16 protein-coding genes are annotated in these 20,357 nt (G+C 64.9%); 7 read left to right on the top strand and 9 right to left on the bottom strand.

Features of this window, described 5'->3' with window-relative positions; translation table 11 throughout:
• Positions 1-185: 185 nt before the first annotated feature.
• Positions 186-4,301, top strand: a complete 4,116-nt coding sequence (locus tag IVB40_RS30800; protein ID WP_247817225.1) for a GAF domain-containing protein — start codon at positions 186-188, stop codon at positions 4,299-4,301.
• On the opposite strand, the gene IVB40_RS30795 is transcribed toward IVB40_RS30800, so the two are convergent.
• The 4 genes from IVB40_RS30795 to IVB40_RS30780 form a co-directional block, all read right to left on the bottom strand.
• Positions 4,275-4,616 (bottom strand): hypothetical protein, encoded by a 342-nt coding sequence (locus IVB40_RS30795; RefSeq protein ID WP_247284666.1) that lies wholly within the window; start codon positions 4,614-4,616, stop codon positions 4,275-4,277. The genes IVB40_RS30800 and IVB40_RS30795 overlap by 27 nt on opposite strands.
• Positions 4,617-4,900: 284 nt before the next feature.
• Positions 4,901-5,707 (bottom strand): WecB/TagA/CpsF family glycosyltransferase, encoded by an 807-nt coding sequence (locus IVB40_RS30790; protein ID WP_027565472.1) that lies wholly within the window; start codon positions 5,705-5,707, stop codon positions 4,901-4,903.
• Positions 5,700-8,072: an exopolysaccharide transport family protein gene (locus IVB40_RS30785; protein WP_247817224.1), complete on the bottom strand. Its 2,373-nt coding sequence runs from the start codon at positions 8,070-8,072 to the stop codon at positions 5,700-5,702. Before IVB40_RS30785 ends, IVB40_RS30790 begins: the two co-directional genes overlap by 8 nt.
• Before the next feature lie 291 nt (positions 8,073-8,363).
• On the bottom strand, positions 8,364-9,164 hold the full coding sequence (locus IVB40_RS30780) for a methyltransferase (RefSeq protein ID WP_247817223.1): 801 nt from the start codon (positions 9,162-9,164) through the stop codon (positions 8,364-8,366).
• Positions 9,165-9,560: 396 nt separating this feature from the next.
• On the opposite strand from IVB40_RS30780, the gene IVB40_RS30775 reads away from it, so the two are divergent.
• Entirely contained in the window at positions 9,561-10,589 is a 1,029-nt protein-coding gene (locus IVB40_RS30775) for a glycosyltransferase (RefSeq protein ID WP_247817222.1), read from the top strand.
• A 15-nt stretch (positions 10,590-10,604) separates the two neighbouring features.
• Here IVB40_RS30775 and IVB40_RS30770 read toward each other — a convergent pair whose 3' ends face one another.
• On the bottom strand, positions 10,605-11,591 hold the full coding sequence (locus IVB40_RS30770; RefSeq protein ID WP_247819614.1) for a glycosyltransferase: 987 nt from the start codon (positions 11,589-11,591) through the stop codon (positions 10,605-10,607).
• A 247-nt stretch (positions 11,592-11,838) separates the two neighbouring features.
• On the opposite strand from IVB40_RS30770, the gene IVB40_RS30765 reads away from it, so the two are divergent.
• The 3 genes from IVB40_RS30765 (at position 11,839) to IVB40_RS30755 (ending at position 15,555) form a co-directional block, all read left to right on the top strand.
• Positions 11,839-12,903, top strand: a complete 1,065-nt coding sequence (locus IVB40_RS30765) for a glycosyltransferase family 1 protein (RefSeq protein WP_247357906.1) — start codon at positions 11,839-11,841, stop codon at positions 12,901-12,903.
• Positions 12,904-12,943: 40 nt separating this feature from the next.
• Positions 12,944-14,344: an O-antigen ligase gene (locus IVB40_RS30760; protein ID WP_247817221.1), complete on the top strand. Its 1,401-nt coding sequence runs from the start codon at positions 12,944-12,946 to the stop codon at positions 14,342-14,344.
• Between the two features lie 65 nt (positions 14,345-14,409).
• On the top strand, positions 14,410-15,555 hold the full coding sequence (locus tag IVB40_RS30755) for a GNAT family N-acetyltransferase (protein ID WP_247817220.1): 1,146 nt from the start codon (positions 14,410-14,412) through the stop codon (positions 15,553-15,555).
• 41 nt (positions 15,556-15,596) lie between these two features.
• Here the strand turns inward: IVB40_RS30755 and wrbA are convergent, their stop codons facing one another.
• The 3 genes from wrbA to IVB40_RS30740 all read right to left on the bottom strand — a co-directional run bounded on the left by wrbA (position 15,597) and on the right by IVB40_RS30740 (position 17,765).
• Positions 15,597-16,196, bottom strand: coding sequence for an NAD(P)H:quinone oxidoreductase (wrbA, locus tag IVB40_RS30750; protein ID WP_247357909.1), 600 nt, complete (start codon positions 16,194-16,196; stop codon positions 15,597-15,599).
• Positions 16,197-16,278: 82 nt separating this feature from the next.
• Positions 16,279-16,977 carry a pirin family protein gene (locus IVB40_RS30745; protein WP_027565463.1) on the bottom strand — a complete coding sequence of 233 codons (699 nt, stop codon included), beginning with the start codon at positions 16,975-16,977 and terminating at the stop codon, positions 16,279-16,281.
• A gap of 35 nt (positions 16,978-17,012) precedes the next feature.
• Positions 17,013-17,765 carry an SDR family oxidoreductase gene (locus tag IVB40_RS30740; protein ID WP_247817219.1) on the bottom strand — a complete coding sequence of 251 codons (753 nt, stop codon included), beginning with the start codon at positions 17,763-17,765 and terminating at the stop codon, positions 17,013-17,015.
• 117 nt (positions 17,766-17,882) lie between these two features.
• Between IVB40_RS30740 and IVB40_RS30735 the strand changes: the two genes are divergently transcribed.
• The gene (locus IVB40_RS30735; RefSeq protein ID WP_247817218.1) at positions 17,883-18,818 is read left to right on the top strand and encodes a LysR family transcriptional regulator; all 936 of its coding nucleotides are present in this window, start codon (positions 17,883-17,885) and stop codon (positions 18,816-18,818) included.
• Between the two features lie 130 nt (positions 18,819-18,948).
• On the opposite strand, the gene IVB40_RS30730 is transcribed toward IVB40_RS30735, so the two are convergent.
• A complete protein-coding gene (locus IVB40_RS30730) occupies positions 18,949-19,206 on the bottom strand; it encodes a hypothetical protein (protein ID WP_027520456.1) in 258 nt (85 codons plus the stop codon).
• A gap of 154 nt (positions 19,207-19,360) precedes the next feature.
• Between IVB40_RS30730 and IVB40_RS30725 the strand changes: the two genes are divergently transcribed.
• Positions 19,361-20,344 (top strand): tripartite tricarboxylate transporter substrate binding protein, encoded by a 984-nt coding sequence (locus tag IVB40_RS30725; RefSeq protein WP_247817217.1) that lies wholly within the window; start codon positions 19,361-19,363, stop codon positions 20,342-20,344.
• Positions 20,345-20,357 lie beyond the last annotated feature (13 nt).

Here is a 20,357-nt window from a genome sequence, read left to right as displayed (position 1 = left end):
TAAAGGGAGCGCGTCTTTGGCCGAAACCGCCATCCAGTACAGCGACTTTTGACAGTTTCGCGACAGCTGTTTGCAGCTCGTTCACTTTGATCGACGGTTTGCGGGAACCAATAACCCCCACTTAGGCCATCGCCTTCATAAAGCTACCCGGGAGAAAATGGCAGAAATGCCGGGGAGTTGAGATCGTGCAGACGACCCTCGCGCGCACACTCGCAGCGTTGAGCGACATCAACGAAGCCATCCTTTACGCGAAGTCGCCGGACGAGCTGTACCAGAAGGTCTGCGACGCCGGGTTTTCGAGTGGGGACTTCATGGCCGTCGCGGTGTTCCTGGCGGAGCCGGATGGCCAGCGGATGCGGTTTGCGGCCGGCTGCGGCGACGACGTTGCGCGGCTGCGTGCGATCGAGATCACCACGGTGGCCGGCACGCCGGAGGGATCGGGCGTCGGCGGCGAAGCCTTTCGCAGCCAGGGGATCTGCATCAGCAACGATTACCTGAACGATCCTCGCTCGCTCGCGTGGCGCGAGGGCGCGGCCGGGGCGGGTGTCGGCGCAGCCGCGGCGCTTCCCCTGATCTGCGGCGGTCGCAGTATCGGGGTGTTGTACGTGACGCGCTCGGGGGCAGGTACGCTCGACGAGGCGATGGTCTCGCTGTTCGAGCGGATGTCGACCAATATCTCACATGCGCTGGAGAATTTCGCGCGCGAGACGGCGCGGCTGGATGGCGAGCGGGCAGTGCGGCGACTCAACCGCATGTTCGGCGCCCTCACTGCGACGAATGAAGCAATTCTTCACGCCAGCACCGAGCAGGATCTGTACCAGCGAGTCTGCGACGCCGCTGTGTATAGCGGCAAGTCGCTTGGCACTTTCGTTCTGCTGCACGAGCCGGAGTCCGAATGGCTGACGCCGGTGGCAGCGACCGGACGTAATCTGGATCTGATCAGACAGTCGCGCTACTCGATTGATCCGGAGAGTCCCTACGGCAAGGGCATCTCCGGTGAGGTGTTCCGGACCCAGAAAGCGATCGTCGAGGAGGACCTCGTCAATCGTACCAAGGGGACGACCTGGGAGCAGGCCAACGTCAATGCCGGCGCCGTCGCCTGCGTGGCTGCTCCCTTGATCAAGCGCGGCACCAGCATCGGCGTGCTGTTTTTCTTCGTGAGCAAAGCCTGGGCGAAAGACGAAGGCATCGTCGCACTGTTGCTACGCATGACCGAAACCGTATGCTTTGCGCTCGAGAACTTTGACCGCGACAAGGAGAAGGCCCAGATCGCCCTGGAGGAGGAACGGCTGGCGCGCATGTACGCGGCGCTAAGCGCGACGAACGAGGCCATTCTGCGGGCAAGGTCCCGCAGCGAACTGTTTGATCTGGTTTGCGAAGCCACGGTGCAGGGCGCGAAGTTCGCCTCGACCTCGATCGCGTTGCTCGACGCCGACGCGGGACTGCTTCGCGTTGTCGCATCCTTTGGACCGAACGCCGCTGAGGTACGAACCTTCAGATTGCCGGTCAGCGACAACGTGCCGGAGGGACGTGGGCTGACCGGCACTGCGTTCCGGACGCGGCAGCCTTGCATCAGCAACGACATCCTGGCCGACGCCCGCCTCGAGCCCTGGCACGCCAGCGCGCGTCGTAACGGCATTGCGTCTTCGACCGCGCTGCCACTGTTCAACGGCGATAGGGTCGAAGGCGTATTCCTGTTCAACTCGCGCGAGCGCGGCACTTTCACGGACGAATTCGTCGAGCTGCTGCGCAAGCTCCAGGCCAACGTCGCCTTCGCGCTCGAGAATTTCGACCGGGCCGACGAAAAAGCGCGGGCCGACAAGCAGCGTGATCGCCTGAGTGGCATGTTTGAGGCGCTGAGCGCGACCAACGAAGCCATCATGCGCGCCAAGACGCGCGAGGAGCTGTTCGAGGTCGCGTGCCAGGCCGCCGTGCTGGGCGGGGTGTTCGCCTCCGCGACAATCGGGATTATGGACGACAGACGTGAACTTGTCCGGGTGGTCGCCGTCAAGGGACGCCTTCAGGAACGAATGGTGGGACGCACCTGCTGTGTTTCAGCCGACCATCCTGAGGGCCAAGGGATCATAGGGATGTCGCTGCGGACCCGCCGGGCCAGCGTCATCAACGATTATCTGAATGATCCGCGATCGGTGCACTGGCATACCAAGGCGGTCGAGGATGGAACCCGGGCTGCTGCCAGCTTCCCACTGCTGCGGGGCGGCCAGGAGCCTATTGGCATCCTGCTTTTCCTCGCACCGGAAGAGAATACGTTTACACCCGATCTGGTCGAGCTGCTTGGTCGCCTGGCTGAAAACGTCTCTTTCGCCCTCGATAATTTCGATCGTGCCGAGGAGAAGGCCCGCACCGAGGCGCAGAAGGAACGCCTGACGCGCATGTTTGCGGCGCTGAGCGCCACCAACGAGGCGATCATGCGAGCGAAGTCGCGCGCCGAACTGTTCGACCTCGTCTGCCTTGCCGCCTCCAATGGCGCAAAATTCACCTCGACCACCATCGCGCTCGCGAGCGCCGACAGCGACCAGCTGGAAATCGTCGCCAGCGCCGGGCCTTCGTCCGACACCACCCGCACCGTCCGCCTCTCCATCGATCCCGATCGCCCGGAAGGCCGCGGGATGAGCGGCACGGCTTTCCGCACGCGCCAGCCATGCATCAGCAACGACTATCTCAACGACGATCGCGTCCGCGCCTTCCACGCCATCGTCCGCGACGACGGCGCGCGCTCGGGCGCGGCATTCCCGCTGGTCGCCCACGACCAGGCGGTTGGCGTCATGATCTACATGTCGACGGAGCCTGCCGCCTTTACCGACGAGTTCGTCGAACTGCTGCAGCGTCTCGCCGAAAACGTCTCCTTCGCGATGGAGAATTTCGATCGCGCCGACGAGAAGAACAAGGCCGACGAACGGATCGAGCATCTCGCCTCCTATGACAGCCTGACCAATTTGCCTAACCGCGAGACATTCAGCGCCATGTTGCGCGCGGCAATCGATGCGGCGGAGCGCCATGACCATCGTTTCGCGGTGCTGTTCATCGATCTCGACCGGTTCAAGGTCATCAACGATTCGCTCGGCCACGAGGCGGGTGATTTGCTCCTGCTCGAGGTCGCCGACCGATTGCGCGGCGCGCTGCGAGCGAGCGACGTGGTGGCGCGCCTCGGAGGCGACGAGTTCGTGGTGATCCTGGACCAGTGCGGCGAGATCGACGACGTCCAGCGTATCGCGACGGAACTGCTCAGCGTGCTCGCGAAGCCGATGGAGCTGGCCGGCCACGAGTGCCACACCACCGCCTCCATCGGCATTGCGATGTATCCGGCCAACGGTGCCGACGCGCTGACGCTGACAAAGAACGCCGACATGGCGATGTATCTCGCCAAGGAGGACGGCAAGAACGGCTATCGCTTCTTCTCCAAGGAAGTGAACACGCAGTCGATCGAGCGGCTGTCGCTGGAGAGCGCGCTGCGCCGGGCGCTGGAGCGGAATCAGTTCACTTTGAACTACCAGCCCAAGGTGGACATGGAGACCGGCCAGATCACGGGCGTGGAAGCCCTGCTGCGCTGGACGCACCCCGATCTCGGCAGCATCTCGCCGGCGCAGTTCATTCCGCTTGCGGAAGAGACCGGACTGATCGTGCCGATCGGCCGGTGGGTGGTGAAGGAGGCCTGCGCGCAGGCCATGGCCTGGCAGCGCCTCGGCCTGTTGCCGGTGTCGATGGCGGTCAACCTGTCACCGCGGCAGTTTGTCGACGAGCATTTGTTGCAGGACGTCGACGAGGCGCTGGCCGCCAGCGGCATGTCGCCCGTGCTGCTCCAGTTGGAAGTCACCGAGAGCATGATGATGCGCAACGTCGGGCGCGCGCTCAAGGTGCTCGACGCCATCCAGAGCCGCGGCATTCGCCTGGCGATCGACGATTTCGGCACCGGCTATTCGTCGATGTCGCTGATGAAGCATTTCCCGATCGACACCATCAAGATCGACCGCTCCTTCGTGCGCGACTTGCCGCAGGATGCGGAGGATCAGGCGATCGCGCAGGCGATCATCAGCATGGGCAAGGCGCTCGGCATGACCGTGGTGGCGGAAGGCGTCGAGAACGCCGAGCAGGAGGCGTTCCTGCGCGCCCATGGCTGCGACGAGATGCAGGGCTTCCTGATCTCCAAGCCCGTTCCGGCGCGGCAGATGGCCGAGCTGCTGCGGCCGATGGAGCTGCCCGGCGCGCCGCCGCTCCAGCCGGAGCGGGACCATGCCGCCACCGCGGCCGCGGCGCTACGGTTGAAAAGCGCTGTCGTCTGATGGCTGTGGGTGCAGCTCGCGGACGTCCTCGTCCCTGATCTCCGCCTTGCGTGGAAAATCATCCGGCCACGGAAGTGAGGTTTGTTCGGCGAAGAGCGTGATAAGGACATGCGCGCCTTCGGCAACGCTCGAGCCGTCGCCAAGGCCGAGCTCACGACACCACACCTGTCGCATCGGCTCGTGCGTATCGAGCACCGCCATCGCCGGACCCCACCACCAGGCCGGCGCCGGCGATCGTTCGGCCTCCGGCACGGCATGCCAGAGGACGAGCTCGTCCATCATGCGCTCGAATTGCAGGCTTGCGGCCTGATGCATTCGTTCCGTGCTCCCTTGGGTCGCGCCTGAAAGCAGGCCGATGCGCGGACTCGATCGTGGCCTTCGCTTTGAAAAGCTGGCTCGCACTATTGGCTGAGCCGATTGTGCCGCTTGTGTCGACGGCCATACAAAAACATGCGGCGCCCGGGAAAGTTGCCGACGCCGACTGTGACAGTCTCTTTAGCCGCTTATGAGCCCGACCCGCAAGGCGCAATACCGGCGCCGCTGGCGTTGAAATAGCGCAGGCGGGGCTGATAACCGGCTGCGGTCATGTCGTTGTCAACTCAGCGATTGAAGGGCCCGTTGCGGCTGAACAGCAGATAGATCGCGCGAGGGTTGGTGGTCAGATAGCGCCAGAACAGCCGGCGGGGCTCGAGCAAGGTGCGCCAGGCCCATTCCAGCCCGATCTTCTGCATCCATCGCGGCGCGCGGGCGCGGCTTCCCGACAAGAAGTTGAACAGGCCGCCGGATGTCTTGATGACGCCGACATTGGTGAGATGCGGCGTGAATTCCTCGACGAAGGCCTGCTCGTTTGGCACGCCCAGCGCAACCCAGAGATAATCCGGCGCTAGCGCGTTGATCTCGTCGACCTTCGCGCGCAGTGCATCGCCACGGAGATACCCGTGGCTATGGCCGACGATCTTGAGGTTTGGATACATCTTCCGGACGTTCTCGACCGCCGCGGCGTTCTCGTCCTCGCTCGCGCCGAACATGTAAAAGGTGCGGCCGACCGCTTCCGCCTTGCGCGCGACGACGTGAAACAGATCCGTCGTGGCGACGCGCTCGGGCAGCGGAAACCAGGATTGCAGCCTTGACGCCGCCACCAGCGGCTGACCATCGGCGTTGATGAGGTCGGCGCCGCGGAACAGGCGCTCGGTCTCCGGTTCGGTCGAGCATCGCGCCAGGACCTCGCCATTGGCCGAGGTCAGGTGCAGCGGACGGCCGATGCGATGGCGCGGATCGGTCGCCTCGATCATGAAATCTGCGGTCGCTTCCAGGTCGAGCGCGGCCATGCGAAGGCCGCCGATGGTGATCCGCGGCACGTCGGCGGTTGCGGCCCGGCCATCGAGATTGATGCGGCGCTCAAGCATATTGTCTGCCTCGTTGGCGAGCTTGGGCCATAGGGGTGAGTTCGTCGAGCACGACGCCGACGAGCTTGCGCTCGGCGCGGCCGAGCGTGCTCAATATCTCTTCCAGGCCGTCGTTGATGTCGAGGCTGGTCGGCAACACCGCCACCAGCGCGTCGGCATCATCGAGCAGCTTACGGCTGCCGGCCGTGAGTGGCGCCGTGGGGCCGTCGAGGATCACGAGGTCATAGCCGCCGGCGGAGCGCGCCTGCTCGATGGCCTTGCGGATGGCGTCAGTGGCCTTGCCAGCGTCGCCTTCGACGGCCGGCAATACCGAGATGCCGTTGAGTGTCTTGATCTCGCGTGCGGCCTTACTGCCGATCGAAAGCCATCCGACCTTGCTCGGCTCGCTCTTGCGGGGACGGTTGACCTTGTTCGAGAGCGAGTGCGCCTGATGGTCGGCGTCGATCATCAGCACCCGGGCGCCGTCGCGCGCGGCCGCGAGCGCGAAATTGAGCGCCGTCACGCTGCGCCCGGTGGTCTCGCTGGCACCGACGAGCGCGATGACCGGCATTGTCTTTCCGCCGGCGCGCCGGGCCGCCGTAGCGCGCATGTCGCGCCAGGCGTTGAGCAGCGTCGTCAGTGGAAAGCCGGGGCGCAGCGTCGGCCAGCCCAGCCGGGTGAGGTCGATGCCGCCGCCGGTGGCGAGAATGGCACCAAGCGTGTGGATGACGTCGGCCTCCTGCAGGCGCGCGATCAGCGGCTTTTCGATCAGGGGCTTCTCGACCATCGAAGGTTGCAGCGGCGGGGCGGCGAGTTCCGGCAGTGCGTCCGCGACTTCCGGGGCTCGCGAGACCGGCTGGGCCCGGGCAGTCTCCGGCGCCCGCGAAGGCTCTGGAGCTCGCGGAGCTTGCGGCAACGGAGTACGATTGGGGCGGGCCGGCGCCGGTGCCGGCACGAACGCACCGGCGAACACCAGTTCGGCCGCGACGAACCAGCTTGATGCAGCGATTGCGCCGAAGATGAAACCGATCATGGCGAACAGGCTCATCGCCGGCGGGAACGAGCGCCGCTGCGGCACCGTCGCTTCGCCGATGATGCGGGCCGCCGAGGTGTTCAGCGTCTCCTGCTCCTCGGTCTCGCGCGACCGCTTGAGGAAGGATTGATAGACGTCACGGCTGGCATCGGCCTCGCGCTCGAGCTCGCGCAGGCGCACGGCGGCCTGGCTGAGCTGGACGCTCTGCCGCTTCTGCGCCTCCAGCGCGCGGCTGAGCGAGGCTTCAAAGTCGCGGGCGCGCGTCAAATCGTTCTTGGCGGACTGGGCGAAGCGGTCGATCTCTTCGTTGATGGTGCGCTTGAGATCCTCGACCTGCTTCTCGGTCTGGCGCAGCGCCGGATGACGCGGGCCGAGCTCGCCGGCTTGCTCCGCATATTTCTTGCGCGCGTCGGCATATTGCGCGCGCAGGTTGGCAATGGTCGGCGATTGCAGCGCCTCGGAGTTTGCGCCTGCATCTGCCGTGGTGCGTCGGCTCGCCTCGATCTGGTCGAGGCGCGCCTGCGTGTCCATCGTCGCGGCGCGGGCGGCGGAAAGCCGCTGGTTGCTGGCGGAAAGCTGCTGGTCGCTGATCAGCGCATCCTGGGTGCCGACGAAATTGTTCTGGGCCTTGTAGGTCGCAAGCACGGTCTCGGCGTTGCGCAGCCGCTCGCGCAGCTCCTTCAGGCGGCCGGAGAGATCGTTGGTGGCGCGCCGTGCGGCCGACGCCTGCGAGTTGCGGGATTCCGCGAGGTAGGCGCTGGTCAGCGTGTTGGCGAGCATCGCCGCTTTCGCCGGATCGGTCGACCAGACCTCGATGTCGACGATGAAGCTCTTCTCGGTCTTGCGGATCGTGATGTGCCGGTTCAGCGCCTCGAGGGCGGCGAGCTGCACTTCCTTTTTCTCCGTGGCGGAGGGCGCGTGGGGCTGAAGGCCGATCAGGCCGAGCAGCGACGACATCACGCCTTTGCCATCGGCCCCGCCGAATTCAGGGTCCTTGTCCAGATCGGCCTGCTGGATCACCTGGAGCAGCACGCTGTTGGAGGTGATCAGGCGCGCCTGGCTCTCGACCACCATCGACATGCCGGAGACGTCCTGCGCGCGAGGCGTTAGCTCGCGATCGACGAGCTGAAGCTCGCGCGGGTCGACATAGAGCTGGGCGGTGGCGGTGTAGCGGGGCGCCAGGCTCTTGCCCACGGTGACGGCAAGCGTCGCACCGAGCAGTGCGGCAACGGCAATCGCGATCTTCCGCCGCCAGAGCAGATTGACCAGCTCCAGCACGTTGAAACTGGCCCGAGGCCGCTGCTGCGAGGCCTCCGGTCTGGCCCGGTCTACCGGCTGGTTATAGTCAAGCATGATCCCCAGCTTTCATTCCAAGTGCCGCGTGCTGAGGGGGTACTCTTCGCTCTACGCCACGCACCTCAGATATAGGTGCCCACTCAACGCAACAGGGAAAATTAACCATACTCATTGAGGGACTATTCACCGAAATGGCAAACAAAGCGTTTAAGCGCATGCCACTCTTCGACGCGTCGTCGTGACGCGTGCGATGACGCGGTCCTTCAGAGATTAACGGTTCGTTACCGCGTGCGTCGTGGCCGCGAGGGTTCGCTGGTCTTGCCATCGGCCGCGCGCGCACCATGGCCGTCAGCTTTTCCGCAGGATGACGTGATAATCGCCGCGGCGGACGTCGGTCCCGCGCGGGAGCACGGCGTTGAGCACGGCGGCGCCGGCGTCGACCAGGGCCGCGAACAGCGGCTTGCGCCGGCGCATCTCGGGATAGCGCGGGCTCTCGACCTCACGGCGGTAGATCATCTCGAGGCCGTTGGCGGCGGCGAACGCTTCGAGCGCCGGCAGCGACACCAAGGGATGAAAGAAGGTCGGGAACGGCGGCTCGCCCGGCAAGCCGGCATCCTTGATGCCGCGAATGTGCCGGTAGAACCAGACGTGGAACCAGTGCGGCGAGTATTTGGTGACGACCCCGGACAGCGAACGCGGATTGGGCGCGCCGATCAGGATCATCCCGCCGCGCTTGAGCGCATCGCGGAAATTCAGGAGTGCGGCGTCGACGTTGGGAAGATGTTCGATCACGTTGTAGCAGATCACCAGATCGAAGGTCTCGCGCCCGAAGCGGTAGGTCTGGACGTCGCCGAGGATCGCTTCGTCCGCGTAGCTGTTGTTGCGAACCTGGTCCTCGTCGATGTCGACGACGGTGACCTTGCTGCGGCTCAGCAATTCCGGTGGCAGTACGCTGCACGAGCCGCCTCCGGCTTCGTAGGTGGCGAGCTGGCCCTGCGGCAGTTCGCGGCGCAGCACGTCGTGAACGGCGAGCAGGCTATCGCGGGCTTCACCGGGGACGAGATCGTGCAGCGCCTGAGTGTGTGCAATGGCCGCGGGAATTTGGACCGCCGTGGCTGTCGCGAAATCGATCGTGGCTGGCTTGTTCATTCTTTTTTTCGACCGCGCTTGTTCGACTTAAATTTACAGGAAAAATCTCGTGTACCCGTAGAGCAAATCCGATGCCGCGACGCTTCACCCGTCGCAGTGCTTACGGTCAGGTTAATGAGCATGTGCGTTAACTACGGTATCGTCCGCGCCAGCCGCCATCGGCACGGCGGACCGCGAATTGCAGTATTACGCGCGCAAGGTTTCGCAGCAGAAACACCCGGAAGCAGTTAAGTGCATGGATGGCGGAAAATCGGCGGCGTGGCGCCGTCGCGAGGCTCAAACCGGCCGTTCATTTTGGGACGTGCCTGTCCCGCGGCGATGTGCCGTCGTGGGACGGCGCTGATCCTCTGGATCGAAGCAGGGCTTTTTCAATCTATCTCGGACATCTAGAACGTCATGACATTGATCCCGACAGACCTGTCCGCCACGCGTATCTCGGATGCCGTGCGCGATCCCAACCGGGAGATCGCGGCCAGCTCCCGGATTATCGACCTGTCGGTTGGTATCGTCGTCTGCATCCCCTGCTTCCGCCGCCCGCAGCATCTGCGGTTGACGCTGGACTCGCTCGCCAGCCAGCGCACCCCGCGCTCCTTCGCCGTCGTCATGGTCGAGAACGATGCGGGCCGGCGCGAAAGCGCGCCGGTGGCAGCGGAATATCTCGCCGATGGCAGGCTTCAGGGTGTCTGCCTGGTCGAGAAACGGCAAGGCAACGTCCAGGCGATCAATGCCGCGTTCGAGACGGCGCTGGCGATGTTTCCCGCCGCCGCCCGGTTCCTGATGATCGACGACGACGAGATCGCCTCGCCCGATTGGCTCGAGCTGATGGTCCGCACCGCGGAGGCGACCGGCGCCGATGTGGTCGGCGGGCCGGTGCTGCCGGTCTTCGAGGACCGCAGCATGCCCTGGCTTTCGCGCCACCCCGTTTTCTGTCCCGCCTATGATTACAGCGGCGCTGTGCCCCTGATCTACGGCTGTGGCAATTGCCTGATCACGCGTGCGGCGTTCGAGAGGTTCGCCCGTCCCGCCTTCGACCCCCGCTTCAACTTCCTCGGGGGCGGTGACTGCGATTTCTTCGTGCGGTGCCGCGATGCCGGCATGACGTTCCACTGGACGGCGGAGGCAGTCATCACCGAGACGGTGCCGCAAAGCCGCACCAGTTTCGGCTGGATCGTGAAGCGAGGCCTGCGCATCGGCGCGATCAATTATCGCGTGCAGGCCAAGGCCGCGCAGGGCGCGGCGGCGCACGTGTGGGTGTTTGCGCAGATGCTCGGGAGGTTGCCGCTGTCGCTGGTGCGCGCGGCCGCTTTGCTGAAATCGTCGAAGGCCGTCGTCGCGATGCATCCCGTGATGGTCGCGCTCGGCTCGCTGCTCGCCGCGTTCGGCATCGAGCCGAAGCCCTACGAGGCCTCCAAGATCGTGTCCTGACGCCGAGCCGGCGGGCTAAATACCAAAGCAGGCGAGGGCGACCCTGACTGCGGAGCGTGGCAGCGACTTGAGCGAGCGGCGCCCGACCATCCCGAGACAGGCGAAGGCTTGGCGATATCTGCCGAAGCGGACCGCCTGCATCGCCGAATACGTGACGAGATGAACCTCGGCGGCCTGGCGCAGCCCGGCTGCCATGCCCGCTGGCAATCGCGCCATGATCAGCCCGTCGTCGAACACCCGCGCGATCGCCGGAAAGAAATCCTGTGGCGTCCGCACCGCCGCGTTCATGGTGTTGGCCGTGTGCAGGCGGTAGTCGAGCAGCAGGTTCGGCGCAAATTCGAATTCGCCGATCGCGGCAAGACGGCACCAGCAGTGCCAGTCCTCGCAATATCTGAGCGAGACGTCGAAGCCGCCGATGGCGCGGAAAGCCTCTGCACGTGCCAGCGCAATGCCGCCATTGACGATGAAGTTGCCGGCCGCGAGCCGCGCCAGCACGTCGCCGGACGGTTTGCGGCGTCCTTTCAGCAGATCCCGTCGGCCGATCTGCCGTCCCTCGCTGTCGATCGTGTTGTAGTCGCCGTAGACGAGAACCGCTCGTGGCGCGCCACGCGCAGCCGCCAGCAGCGCCGCGACGGCGCCGGGCCGCAGGCGATCGTCGGCATCGAGGAAGAGCAGCCATTGGCTGCTCGCATGGTGCGCGCCGAGATTGCGCGCTGCCGATACGCCGGCGGCGCCGTTGGTGATCAGGCGCAGTCGCGGGTCACGAATGGCGCGGACGATGGCGGTAGTGTCGTCGGTCGAGCCGTCGTCCACGACGATCACTTCGCTGACCTCAGCCTGAGCCAGTGCGCTGGCGAGGGTTTCGCCGACATAGGCCGCAACGTTCTTGGCCGGAATGACGACGGAAACCGATGTGGTTGAGCCGACTTGCAGCGGGAGGCGCGCCGCCGGAACGACGCGCGATGTGGCGGGCAACTCGAGAATTTCTTCCGCGGTGATCAAGATACGTCTCGCCTTTAACCGTCTGTTAACCAGGGCGCTTTGGCGCGTTGGCAATGCGATCGATCGCAACCTTGGCCGTCGCGAATGATACTCGCATTGGGAAAAAAACGTCGCCGTGAAGGCTAACGCCGCGCTGGTTTCGTCAATTAGCGTTAAGCCGCCGGCATTAAGCCTGTGGCAAATTTGGAAGAGTGCGGCAGCCGGTCCCATGCGAGAATGCGCATCAGGCCGCCGCGGATGGACCCCAGTGCCCGCAAAGACATTCGACTACGATCCCGACGACATGGTCCTCAACCTGTTCTACGAGGACAAGGACGATCGCTGGTTTCCCGGCGATCGGCATTTGCGGCGCATGGCGCGTCGCATGCTGCTCGGCGAGCCGCGCATGAGCGGGCAGCTCCGCGTGTTCCTCAATCTCTGTGCGGGGCTCGACCGGCTCGGTATCCGCTATCGCGTCAACGACTATGGCTACATCGCGCGGCATCCGGGCGAACTCGCCTGCATCATCGGCCGCACCTTCCTGCTCGACAAGTTCGCCTGGAAAAATCCGATCCTGCTCGGCGTCGCCGCCCACAATCATCCACTCGACGATCCCGACCTGTTCAAGCGCCTGCCGGTCAAGAAGGTCGTGGTGCCCGGCCCGTGGTACGCCGACATGTATCGACCGCATTGGCCCGACACGGAGGCTTGGCCGATCGGCATCGACACGGATCTCTGGGCGCCGTCGCCGACGCCGCAAAAGAGCGTCGATGTCCTGATCTACGACAAGGTGCATTGGGATCGCGAGCGCTACGCGGCGGAGCTGATCGAACCCGTCCGCGCCCGGCTCACGAGGGAAGGCCGCTCGTTCACCGAGCTGCGTTACGGCAGCTACAAGGAAGAAGACTATCGGGCCGCGCTCGCGCAATCGCGTGCGATGATCTTCCTCTGCCAGAATGAGAGCCAGGGCATTGCCTACCAGCAGGCATTGTCTTGCGGCGTGCCGGTGCTGGCCTGGGATCCCGGCGGCCCCTGGCGGGACCCCGATTATTATCCGCATCGCGTTCAGTTCGCGCCGGTGTCGTCGGTGCCGTACTGGGACGATCGTTGCGGCGCCAAGTTCGTCGACATCGCCGGGTTTGAGGCGGGCTGGGATGATTTCTGGGCCGGGTGCGCCGCCGATACGTTCGATCCGCGCGGCTTCGTGCTCGACAACCTCACGCTGGAACAGCGTGCCCTGCAATATTACGAGATCGCGCGGAGCATCGTGCGGCAGCAGGCGCCGCAGAGCTCCGGCGGACTGGTTGACGGATGCTTAACAGGGATCGGCTAGGACTTCGAGCTTCCCCCGGCTTCACCACCAACCTCGAGCCATGGATCGCAGCGCCACTGACATGACCGACGTCGAGGCCCGATCGTTCGGCGACGTCCTGCGCGTTGGGCTTGCGGGGGTCAACGCCGCGCGGGCGGCGCGCTGCCTTGTCGCAGTCGCAGCCCTGCTCCTCGTGCTGGTGACGCTCGATCCGTTTCCTGACCTGCGCAATGAGGATGTCACCACCGTGGTCGGCGGGCGAATGGCGCTCACCTATGTCTCCTGGGGTTTATTGGCCGTGGTCGCGGTATTGTTCGTCGCCGCAACGGATGCGCCCGCGCTGAAGACCTTGGTGACGCCACTGCATCTCTGCCTGGTCGGCTGGCTGGTGATCAACATCGTCTTCTCCGAGAATCGCGGAGTCTCGATGCAGCGCTTCGTGCTCGCGGCCAGCGTGATGTCGCTCGCGGTGTTGTTGCCGCTGTTGCCGCCGACGCAGCGTAGCTTCAATCTGTGTCTTGGCGGCGCCGCGCTCGCACTGCTTACGCTCTGCTATCTCGGCGTCTTCCTCGCGCCGCAATACTCGATGCACACCGCAATGGACGTCACCGAGCCGCAGTTGGCCGGCGACTGGCGCGGAAGCTTCGGCCACAAGAACATCGCTTCGCCCGTGATGACCATCCTGATCTATGTCGGCATTTACTTGTCTGCCATTGGTTCGTTCGTGATGGGGCCGGCCATCGCCGCGCTGGCAGGACTCTTCCTGATCTTCACCGGCGGCAAGACGTCGTCGGTGCTGTGTCTTGCGATCTACGCGCTCGCCTCGCTGGTCTGCGTCACACCGAGCCTGTGGCTGAAGCGGATCATTTGCTTCGTGCCGCTGATCGTGATGAACCTGTTGACGGTCGGCAGCGTCCTGAGCCCGGCGCTCGGGGCGATGACGCGGCTGCTTCCACTCGATCCCACCTTCACCGGCCGTTCCGCCATCTGGGAGTTCGCGCTCGCAGCCGTCGCCGAGAAGCCGATCATCGGTCACGGCTACGCCGCGTTCTGGGACGACGTGACCGCGCGGCAGACCGCCCAGGGCGCCGAATGGGCGACGAGCGCGGCGCACAGCCACAACAGCTATCTCGACCTCGCTGTCACGATCGGCCTGCCGGGGCTATTGCTGGTGATCCTCGTCTTCGTGCTCGCGCCGCTAGGCAATTTCCAGACGGCCCGAACTCACAACCGCAGCGGTGCGTTGGCAAAGCTGTTCCTGACCGTGTGGCTGTTCGGCCTGTACTACGGGGCCACCGAGACCTTCCTGCTCGAACGGCAAAATCCGATCTGGTTCATGTTCGCAGTTGCCGTGGCCGGCCTGCACTTCCTGGCCAGGTTCCAATGCGTCGCGGAAACGGAACCGGACGACTTGTCGCAGCCGGTGCCGCCGCAGTTGCATCGGCTTAACGATAAGCCGTGAGGTCACTTGTGGCCGCGACAAAACATAATCTATCTGGAAACACCCAGTAATCGCATGTCCCGCGGATGACGATCCTCAGCGTCGAGCAACCAGATGATCTTGTGTCCAGCGCGTCGGGAATCGCGGTCGATTTCGTGCGTGATTGGCCGCGGGCCGCATCGCGCCTGAACGCAGGCCATCGCACTGCATTCCAGCATGGCTACTGGCTCGGCGCCTGGTACGAGGCGTTCCACGATCTCTCGCCGCTGATTGCATTCATCTCCGATGCCACGACCGGCAGGGACATCGCAATGGTGCCGATGATCAGCCACCTCAGGCGCGGCATCCGCATCGTCGAATTCGCCGATCTCGGCGTCTCCGACAACAACGCGCCAATCCTGGCGCTCGATGCCGCGTTGGACGCGGCGGCGACGGAGGTGATCGGCAAGGCGCTGATCGACGCATTGCGCGCATTGCCGGACCGCTTCGATTTGCTGCGCCTGAAGAAGATGCCGGCCCAGATCGGCGGCAACCCGAACCCGCTGGTGTCGCTCGGCCGGGTCGGGTCCTGCTCGCTCAACGGCAACGTCGTGCTGACCGGCGACGACTATGAAGATTACCAGGCCTCGATCAAGCGCATGCAGATGCCGCGCTGCTGGCGCGTCTTCAACCGTCACGCCGGCGCGCGATTCGAGATCGCTACCGATGTCGCGCGTGCGCGCGAGCTGCTGGACGTGATGGATGCCCAGCAGCAGGCGCGCATGCGAAAGCTTGGATCGCGCTTCGTCCTCAATGACGAAACCCATGCGCAGTTCTATCGCGAGGTCGCGCGTCAGGGCGTCGCGGACGGTTATGCCGTCATCTCGGCCCTGGTCTGCGACGAGGCCGTCGTCGCCACCACGTTCGGCGTCAGGTTCGGTGCGGCCTATTTCCTGCTGCGCATCAGCCATGCCGGCGATTCCTGGTCGAACTGCTCGCCGGGGCTGCTCGTGACCGAGCGCACCATGGCGGCGCTGCATGCAGATGGCGTGCGGCGTTTCGACCTCAGCATCGGCAACCAGGATTACAAGCGCCGCTTCGGCGCCGAGCCGGTGCCGCTGACTGATGTCAGCTCCGCGCTTTCCTGGCGCGGCGTGCCCTTCGCGTGGCGTGACCACGCCGCCCAGGCCCTGCGCCGTCATCCCAGGCTCGCTGCCCTTGCGGCGAAGGCGATTGGCAAGGGGACGCGCTGACGGGCGCTCCCTCCATCAGACGTGCAGCTTAGCCATGTAGCTCAGCCGTGCAGCTTCCTGGCTGTCTCCGCGATCTGGCGGCCCTGATAGCGCGCACCGCCGAGCTCGTTGGCGCTGGGCTGGCGGCTGCCGTCGCCGCCGGTGATCGTGGTGGCGCCGTAAGGTGCGCCGCCGGTGACCTCGTCGAGCTTCATCTGGCCGGCGAAGCCGTAGTTCAGGCCGACCACGACCATGCCGAAATGCAAGAGGTTGGTGATGATCGAGAACAGCGTCGTCTCCTGGCCGCCATGCTGGGTCGCGGTCGCCGTGAAGGCGCCGCCGACCTTGCCGTGCAGCGCGCCCTTGGCCCAGAGACCGCCGGCCTGGTCGAGGAAGTTCGCCATCTGCGAGGCCATGCGGCCGAAGCGGGTGCCGGTGCCGACGATGATTGCGTCGTAGTTTGCGAGGTCCTCGATCGTCGCGACGGGGGCGGTCTGGTCGAGCTTGTAATAGGACGCCTTGGCGACCTCGGCCGGCACCAGCTCGGGCACGCGCTTGATGTCGACGGTGGCACCGGCTTCGCGCGCGCCTTCCGCAACGGCATTGGCCATCGCTTCGATGTGGCCATAGGCGGAATAATAAAGGACGAGAACTTTGGTCATGATGGTCTCCGTTGGATGCAGATTTGATGCGTCGGTGTCGGGAGCGTCATGCCGGGACAAAGCCTGCATGACGAAGGCGTTGCTAAACCGCGTCGACGAGCACGATCTCGGAATCTTCCAGTGCCGTGATCTTCAGCCTGTCCTCGTCGCGGATCGCCGCACCGTCGCGGGCGTTGACGCGCACGCCGTTGATCTCGACTGACCCCGCCGCGGGCACGAGATAAAGGTGCCGTGACTTGTCCGGCGCGTACTCCGCGCTCTCGCCCGCCTTCAGCGTGGTGGCGAGCACCCGCGCATCGGCGCGGATCGGCAGAGCGTCCGTGTCATTCTCGAAGCCGCTCGCGATGGTGACGAGCTTGCCCGAGCGGTCTCCTTTCGGAAACGGCTTCGAGCCCCAGGTCGGCTGGCCACCGCGCGCGGTCGGCTCGATCCAGATCTGAAAGATGCGTGTCCTGGTCGGCTCGAGATTGTATTCGGAGTGGCGGATGCCGCTGCCGGCGCTCATCACCTGCACGTCGCCCGCTTCGGTGCGGCCTTCGTTGCCGAGGCTGTCTTGATGAGTGATCGCGCCCTCGCGCACATAGGTGATGATTTCCATGTTGGCGTGGGGATGGGCGGGAAAGCCGGTGTTGGGCGCGATCTCGTCATCGTTCCACACCCGCAGGGCGCCGTGACCCATGTTGTCGGGGTCATAATGGCTTGCGAAGGAGAAATGATGCTTGGCATTGAGCCAGCCGTGATCGGCGCCGCCGAGCTTTGCGAAGGGTCTGAGTTCGATCATCTGCGTAATTCCTTGTTGAGCGGGCGGCGCCTTGATCAGGCGCCGAAACCGCCGTCGACGTTGAGCACCGTGCCGGTGACGAAGGAGGCTTCCGGACTTGCGAGGAAGACGATTCCGGCCGCGACTTCCTCGGGGCGGCCGAAGCGTTGCAGCGCGTGCTGCTTGCGCTGGGTCTCGGCGAACTCACCACCGTCCTTCGGATTCATGTCGGTGTCGATCGAGCCGGGCTGCACCACGTTCACGGTGATGCCGCGCGGGCCGAGGTCGCGGGCTGCGCCCTTGGTGTAACCGACAACGGCGGCCTTGGTGGCGACGTAGTCTGCAAGACCCGGGAACGAGGCGCGGTCGGCAAGCATCGAGCCGACGGTGACGATGCGGCCGCCTTCCCCCATCAATTGCGAAGCGGCGCGGATCGCCGCGATCACGCCATGCACGTTGATGGCATCCTGGCGGGCGAGCGCTTCCGTGTCGGCATTGGCATCGTCGATCGCGCCGCCGCTCGCGACGCCCGCATTATTGACGAGGATGTCGAGATGGCCGAACTCCTTCGCGACGTCGTTGACGAGCTGCGTCACGTCCTTGGCCGAGGCCTGGTCCGCCCGGAAGGCGCGCGCCTTGACGCCCCGGGCCTTCAACTCGGTGACGACCGCTTCCGCCTTTTCGGGCGAGGCGACATAGCTGATGGCGACGTCCGCACCTAGATCGGCGAGTGCGCGGGCAGAGGCCGCGCCGATACCGCGCGAGCCGCCGGTGACGAGGGCAACCTTGCCTGAGAGCTTCTTGGTCATTGGACTTCTCCATTCCTGAATTTCTGATGACCCTTGGATAAGCCTCCGCCTGTGGTATAGAAATAGAAACTGTTGAAACGCATTGTTTCCTTAAACAGCCCGGTTGGATCCCCTTCTATGGCCAAACTCCCCGATTTCGAGGCACTCGCGATTTTCGCAAAAGTCGTGGAATTACGGTCGTTTGCGGGGGCCGCGGGCGAACTCGCGATGTCCAAGGCGACGGTGTCCAAGGCGGTCACGCGCCTCGAAGAGCGGCTCGGCGCCCGGCTGTTCAACCGTACCTCACGCCGGCTCGCGCTGACCGATGCCGGGCATAAGCTCGCCGAGCGTGCGACGCGCCTGCTGTCCGACGGCGAGGCGGCGGAGAACGAAGCACTGGCGCAGTCGGTAGCGCCGCGGGGCCTGGTGCGGCTCGCCGTCCCCATGACATTCGGGATCAAGGCGGTGGCGCCATTGCTGCCGGAGTTCTTCGAGGCTTATCCGGAGGTCTCGGTCGATCTGCACCTGAGCGATGCGACCATCGATTTGATCGGCGAGGGCTTTGACATGGCGGTGCGGATCGCGCGGCTGCCGGATTCCTCGCTGATTGCGCGGCGGCTCTTCACGATGCCGCGCTTTACGGTGGCGGCGCCGTCCTATCTTAAGCAATACGGACGGCCGACGCATCCGATGCATCTGGCCGAGCACAAATGTTTCAGCTACGCCTATCTCTCGACGCCCAACGTCTGGCACTACACCAATTCGGCCGGCGAGCAGGCCAGCGTGCGTCCGGGCGGTCAGCTCCGCGTCAACAACGGCGAAGCGGTAATGCCGGCGCTGATCGCCGGCCTCGGCATCGCCGACCTTCCGGAATTCATCGTCGGCGAGGCCATTTCCTCCGGCGAGGTCGAGGTGGTCCTGAAGGACTGGAAGCAGGTTGAAGGCGCCGTGCATCTGGTGACGCCACCTGGCGGCCCGCGCCCTGCACGCGTCGAGGCGCTCGGCGATTTTCTCGCGGCGAAGCTGCCGGGTACGTGCAAGCGGCAAGTGCGCGGAAAGGCAAAGTCGTCGTAGCAAAGTTATCGTAGAACGAGCGGCTTCAGCGACCTCGTCATTGCGAGGAGCGTAGCGACGAAGCAATCCAGAATGTCTCCGCGGAGGCGTTCTGGACTGCTCCGCTTCGCTCGCAATGAACGAAGTTGGACTAAGACACCGTCACATCATTACGCGCGACCACGCGCAAGTTCGGCTTCAACGTTTCTTCCAACTGCGACTTCAAATCATGGACACGCGGATCGCGCGAGCGCTTCGCGCAGACTGCGTATTGATGCACGGATTGCGCCAAGGCGCGTCGCGCTTCCGGCGTCCGCGTCACGTCGGGCTTTGAAAGCCGCAAAACGATAGCGGCGAGATTCACCAGCATCTCGTCCAGCGCCACGTCAATGGTCTGAAGTCTATTCATCGCTCCACTCCCTGCGAGGCAACGGTAGAGTCCGGGGGGCGTTCCTGACCGGGCGGAACATGGATAATGCTTCGTTAATCCCGCCGCACGGCTTGTTCTTGCGGGCGGTCACGCTAGGCTGGCACCGAAATAAGAAAACAGGGGGAAATCTGCCATGGATCGACGCGATGTCCTGCGCGCCGCTGCCGCATTGCCGTTGTTGCCTGCGTTGTCGAGCGCGGCTTTCGCGCAAGCCTATCCCGCGCGCAACGTCACCATGATCGTGCCGTTTCCGGCCGGCGGCCAGGCGGACCTCGCGGCGCGCCCGGTAGCACAGGCGCTGGAGCGAATCCTCGGCAAGGCGGTCATCGTCGACAACCGCGCCGGCGGTGGCGGTGGATCCGTCGGCAACGCCGCGGCGGCGCGCGCCGAGCCCGACGGCTACACGTTGCTGATGACACTGTCCTCGCTCGCGGTGCTGCCCGAAGCCGACCGGCTGTTCGACCGTCCGGTCGCCTATGAGATCTCGCAGTTCTTGCCGATCGCGCGGGTGCTGGCCGATCCCACCCTGCTCGCCGTGCCGGCTTCGGCACCGTGGAAGACGGCGCAGGATTTCGTCGAGGATGCCAGGAAGCGTCCCGGCCAGATCACCTATGGCTCGTCGGGACCTTACGGCACGCTGCATGTGGCGATGGAAATGTTCGCAAACAGCGCCGACATCAAGCTGCTGCATGTGCCGTTTCGCGGCGCCGGTCCGGCGCTCACCGCGCTGCTCAGCGGCACCGTGCAGGCGATCGCCGCCGCACCGGGAACGCTGAAGCCGCAAGTGGAGGACGGCAAGCTGCGCGTGCTCGGCAATTGCGGCGCCAAGCGCATCGCAAGCTTCCCCGATGTACCGACCTTCCAGGAGCTCGGCTACAAGGACGTCGAGATGTACATCTGGGCCGGGCTGTTTGCGCAGAGCGCGCTGCCGGCGCCGATCGCGACCCGCCTGCGCGAGGCGATGGCGCAGGTGATGACGAGCCCGGACGTGCTCAAGGCCTTCGAAACGTCGGGCAGCCTCGTTGCCTATCAGGACGCGCCGGCGTTTGCCGAGTTCGTGGCGGCCGATAGCGCGCGGCTGATTACGGCAGTGAAGAAGATCGGCAAGGTAGAATAGGTTCCTGGCCCGT

The organism is Bradyrhizobium sp. 40 (assembly GCF_023100925.1).
Taxonomy (GTDB): domain Bacteria; phylum Pseudomonadota; class Alphaproteobacteria; order Rhizobiales; family Xanthobacteraceae; genus Bradyrhizobium.
Note: the sequence above shows the minus strand (reverse complement) of the source record. Positions and strands in the feature narration are given on the sequence as shown.

Bases quoted from the DNA above. Each gene is read 5' to 3' on its own strand.
- IVB40_RS30795 (WP_247284666.1), bottom strand. From the start codon at position 4,616: ATGCATCAGGCCGCAAGCCTGCAATTCGAGCGCATGATGGACGAGCTC.
- IVB40_RS30790 (WP_027565472.1), bottom strand. From the start codon at position 5,707: ATGCTTGAGCGCCGCATCAATCTCGATGGCCGGGCCGCAACCGCCGAC.
- IVB40_RS30785 (WP_247817224.1), bottom strand. From the start codon at position 8,072: ATGCTTGACTATAACCAGCCGGTAGACCGGGCCAGACCGGAGGCCTCG.
- IVB40_RS30780 (WP_247817223.1), bottom strand. From the start codon at position 9,164: ATGAACAAGCCAGCCACGATCGATTTCGCGACAGCCACGGCGGTCCAA.
- IVB40_RS30775 (WP_247817222.1), top strand. From the start codon at position 9,561: ATGACATTGATCCCGACAGACCTGTCCGCCACGCGTATCTCGGATGCC.
- IVB40_RS30760 (WP_247817221.1), top strand. From the start codon at position 12,944: ATGGATCGCAGCGCCACTGACATGACCGACGTCGAGGCCCGATCGTTC.
- IVB40_RS30755 (WP_247817220.1), top strand. From the start codon at position 14,410: ATGACGATCCTCAGCGTCGAGCAACCAGATGATCTTGTGTCCAGCGCG.
- wrbA (WP_247357909.1), bottom strand. From the start codon at position 16,196: ATGACCAAAGTTCTCGTCCTTTATTATTCCGCCTATGGCCACATCGAA.
- IVB40_RS30745 (WP_027565463.1), bottom strand. From the start codon at position 16,977: ATGATCGAACTCAGACCCTTCGCAAAGCTCGGCGGCGCCGATCACGGC.
- IVB40_RS30740 (WP_247817219.1), bottom strand. From the start codon at position 17,765: ATGACCAAGAAGCTCTCAGGCAAGGTTGCCCTCGTCACCGGCGGCTCG.
- IVB40_RS30735 (WP_247817218.1), top strand. From the start codon at position 17,883: ATGGCCAAACTCCCCGATTTCGAGGCACTCGCGATTTTCGCAAAAGTC.
- IVB40_RS30730 (WP_027520456.1), bottom strand. From the start codon at position 19,206: ATGAATAGACTTCAGACCATTGACGTGGCGCTGGACGAGATGCTGGTG.
- IVB40_RS30725 (WP_247817217.1), top strand. From the start codon at position 19,361: ATGGATCGACGCGATGTCCTGCGCGCCGCTGCCGCATTGCCGTTGTTG.